General features: G+C 43.5%; 4 protein-coding genes. 3 read left to right on the forward strand and 1 reads right to left on the reverse strand.

Going from position 1 to position 3,889, the window contains the following annotated elements:
- On the reverse strand, positions 1–753 hold a 753-nt coding region (locus tag ACP45E_RS01945; RefSeq protein ID WP_069584641.1), incomplete at its 3' end, for an AEC family transporter.
- Between the two features lie 121 nt (positions 754–874).
- Here ACP45E_RS01945 and ACP45E_RS01950 point away from each other — a divergent pair.
- The 3 genes from ACP45E_RS01950 to ACP45E_RS01960 form a co-directional block, all read left to right on the forward strand.
- Entirely contained in the window at positions 875–1,483 is a 609-nt protein-coding gene (locus ACP45E_RS01950) for a TetR/AcrR family transcriptional regulator (RefSeq protein WP_026026589.1), read from the forward strand.
- A 128-nt stretch (positions 1,484–1,611) separates the two neighbouring features.
- Positions 1,612–2,466, forward strand: coding sequence for an alpha/beta fold hydrolase (locus tag ACP45E_RS01955; protein WP_017037788.1), 855 nt, complete (start codon positions 1,612–1,614; stop codon positions 2,464–2,466).
- A gap of 192 nt (positions 2,467–2,658) precedes the next feature.
- Positions 2,659–3,889: SLC13 family permease (locus ACP45E_RS01960; RefSeq protein ID WP_069584643.1), on the forward strand; the 1,231-nt coding region annotated here is incomplete at its 3' end.

The raw sequence follows: 3,889 nt of genomic DNA on the forward strand, positions 1-3,889 counted from the left end.
GGCTGCCAGAGTGGCGGTGACCGGCGCTAGAATCAATTTAAAACAACTGGCAAACCATGTCGGTGCTCGGTCGTGTTTTAATGACTGAATATTCAACGACCCGCCTGTGCAAAGTAACGCCAAAGGCAGGGTCATATCCGCAAAATATTGTCCTGCATCTATCGCTACGTTTGGGATAGGGATCGAGAGTGAGTAGGCGATCACACCCAGTAAAATAGAGATGATGAGTGGATTTCGAGTCAGTGTTTTGCCGATGACTTTAACGGCTTGTGCGCCAAAACCCTGCTCGGTAGGTGAAAGGGCAATCACGGCTTGAATATTATAAAGCACGGTCGTTGAGGCCACATAAATTGCCGCCAAAGCGACACCAGATTCACCATAGATATTCGCCACATAGGCGAGGCCAATGATTGCGGTGTTAGCTCGAAATCCACCCTGAATAATAACGCCTTGATCTTTTGGTTCTCGAAAGACTCGTTTAGTGACAAGCATGGTAAAAAGAAAGAATAGAGCATTCACGACGAGGCCAAAGAACACCAAATTTCCGCTCTTTGAAAAGTCGTGCTCCGCTTGAACAATACTTAGGAAGAGCATCGCCGGTAGGGTGACTTGAAAAACCAACTTTGAGGCGATATCAATGAAATTCTCATTGATTAGGCGGATTCGCTTAAGTAAAACACCAAGAAACAACATAAGGCAGATAGGGCCGGTGATCGATGCTGAAAAGGCGAGTTGTTCAATAAGAGTGGTCATGAATATCCTTAAATTTATCCTCTATCGCATTGTGCCTCGGTATTGGAATAATGAACATTTAATTTGCAAAAAAGTACGAACGTGCTAAATATAGGGTAGTGAATGTATTTTTGTGATGAATATGAGCAAAGGCCGAGTTACCAAAGAACACATTTTGAATACCGCGTTTGAGCTTGCCAGCATCAATGGTCTAGAGAGCTTAACCATAGGAGCGCTTGCTAAGCAGTGCGGTATGTCCAAAAGTGGTCTATTTGCGCATTTTAACTCAAAAGATAATCTGCAAGTCAGTGTACTTGAATACGCGAATCTTATTTTTACGCAACGGGTTATCTCACCCGCGAGATTACAAGATACTGTCAGTATTGAAGATAAGCTTATTGCGTTGATGGATAACTGGTTAAGTTGGAACCACTCTTTTCAAGGCAGTTGTATGTTTTTGGATGCGTGGAAAGATAACGCCGCTTCTCCTAATGAAACGCAAGTTGCATTGAAGAAGACGATCTCTACGTGGATAAACTACCTACAAATTCAGATTGAAAAAGGTGTAGAAAGTGGTGAGTTCCATCAAAATTTAGATCCGAAACAAGCGGCATTTGAATTGTATGGTTTGTACTTAAGTGCGCACCTTTTTTATTCCATTCGAGGTGAGCAAGCAAGCTATCAGCATTTTTGGCAAGGTGTTAAACGACTCTTTGTCAGTTGGCGCAGTGATAACATCGATTCACATTAGACATCGTCTTACAAGAAAATGAACGCGGGTTACAAGTAGCGACTATTGGCCCTAAACACAATTATTGACACTGACTGCGTTCTAAAAAAGCACGGTCGTTCTATTAATGGCTAAATCAAGGAATGAACATGAGTGACAAAATTTACTTTAATACTTCAGCAAAATTTAGCGTAAAGCGCAGTTTGTTGAATCTCTCGACCCGTTTTCATCATACCGTCGCGCCAAAGCACGCTAAAAAAGTTGCACGAAGATTGCTACTTACCCCAATGAGAACGCCGCCTAAAAACAGTGAGCCGAAGGGGTTGGTGAAAGGCGAAGTCAAAATGGAACATGGGGTGTTGAAAACTTATCAACTTGGTCAAGGACCAATATGGGTATTAAGTCATGGGTGGTCCGGAACGGCGAGTCAGTTTTATCCGTTAATGGAGCACATAGCGAGTAAGGGCTATACCGCTTTGGCCTACGATCACCCTGCTCACGGAAAAAGTGATGGTATTTATGGTCATATTCCAGCGTTTGTTCAAGGCTTGGAAGCGATATTAGATAGCTTTGAAGAAGATGTGGCTGGTGTCATTGCTCACAGTATGGGCACGGCATCGGCATTGGAGTGCCACCACCGAAAAATTATCGACTGCCCAATGCTATTGATTGCTCCAGTGCTGGATTACCTCGACAACTTGTTCGGCAGCGTTGCACGTTCTGGGTATTCGCTACGACTTTTTGAAGCGATAGTGTCTGAAATAGAGGAGCAGTACCATTACCCTATTCAGTCTGTGGATCCTTATGGAAAACTCAGCAAGCGTTCAGCTAGCACGATCATCGTCCATGATCGCAAAGATAAGTTTGCTGACTTTTCTGTATCGGAACGCGCTGCGAACAACATTAGCACTGTAACGCTTCACGCGACCACCGGGCAGGGACATGGAAGAGTGATGACATGTCCTCAAGTATTCGAGAGCTTTGATCAATTACTGGTGAAGTAAATTGATAGTTCTATTGATAATCTTGGCGTTATACGAGAGGTGAACTTATTTTAAATTAATAATTATTTCAGGATGTTAACTTCATTAACCTTATTGTTGATGTGGTTAACAACTTCGTAGCGTGAATTATTTAAATGGTTATTTCTATGTAAGCATATTGTTGTCAGGTTTACCTAGAAAGGAACAATAACCATGAACCGAAATGACAGTGTGCCACTCCCCTCAAATACACGTGAGTGGTTTTTAAACCGTAACAGCCTCATTATTTTATCGAATGTTGTTTTGTGCTTGTTTTTGTATAAAACGCTGCCGTTTGATCCTCAAGTCGTTTTGGGCCTGAGTATGCTTACATTTATTGCCATCCTTTGGTTAACGGAAGCTCTACACGTTACCGTGACCGCTATTTTGGTTCCCATTTTGGCGGTTCTTTTTGGTGTCTTTGATACTCAGACGGCACTCAATAACTTCTCTAATTCCATTATCTTTCTCTTTCTTGGCGGATTTGCATTGGCCGCCGCCATGCACCGGCAAGGGCTTGATAAAGTCATTGCGGATAAAGTACTGATTCTGGCAAAGGGCCGCATGAGCGTAGCAGTTTACATGCTATTTGGCGTGACAGCAGGTCTGTCCATGTGGATAAGCAACACCGCAACAACCGCAATGATGTTGCCACTGGTACTGGGTGTGTTGAGTAAAGTGAATGCAGAAACAGGGCATAAAACTTATGTGTTTGTGCTGTTAGGCATCGCTTATAGTGCCAGCATTGGCGGTATTGCGACCATTGTCGGTAGCCCACCGAATGCCATTGCTGCGGCTGAGGTTGGTTTAACATTTACGGAATGGATGGCCTTTGGTGTTCCCGCTGCCATGATCTTGCTTCCTCTCGCTATCGTCGTATTGTATTTCGTCATTAAGCCAGACCTAAAAGGAGACTTCGAACTCAATAAAACCCCCGTAGAGTGGGATAAAGGTAAGATAGTGACACTTGCTATTTTTACCGTCACCGTATTGTGTTGGATCTTCAGTAAACCTATTAACGCGATGCTTGGTGGGTACGCAAAATTTGATACCATCGTTGCCTTAACCGCGATTGTGATGGTGAACTTTGCACGAGTTGTTCATTGGAAAGACATCGAAAAAACCGCAGATTGGGGCGTGTTGTTGCTATTTGGTGGCGGTATTTGTTTGAGTAACGTGCTGAAAGCGACGGGAACCAGTGTTTTCTTGGCTAATGAATTAAGCGATTTAATTTCACAATTTGGTCTTGTGTTCATTGTTCTCATTGTCGCTGCCTTTGTGGTGTTCTTAACTGAGTTCGCCAGTAATACAGCCAGTGCCGCTTTGCTTATTCCTGTTTTTGCTACGGTTGCTGAGGTGTTTGGGTTATCACCGGTTATTTTGTCGGTTTTAATCGCGGTGGCGG

The organism is Vibrio genomosp. F10 str. 9ZD137 (genome assembly GCF_049974785.1).
GTDB lineage: Bacteria > Pseudomonadota > Gammaproteobacteria > Enterobacterales > Vibrionaceae > Vibrio.

What these genes read in the sequence shown, in the direction of transcription:
- ACP45E_RS01950 (WP_026026589.1), top strand. Translation starts at nt 875, where the DNA reads ATGAGCAAAGGCCGAGTTACCAAAGAACACATTTTGAATACCGCGTTT.
- ACP45E_RS01955 (WP_017037788.1), top strand. Translation starts at nt 1,612, where the DNA reads ATGAGTGACAAAATTTACTTTAATACTTCAGCAAAATTTAGCGTAAAG.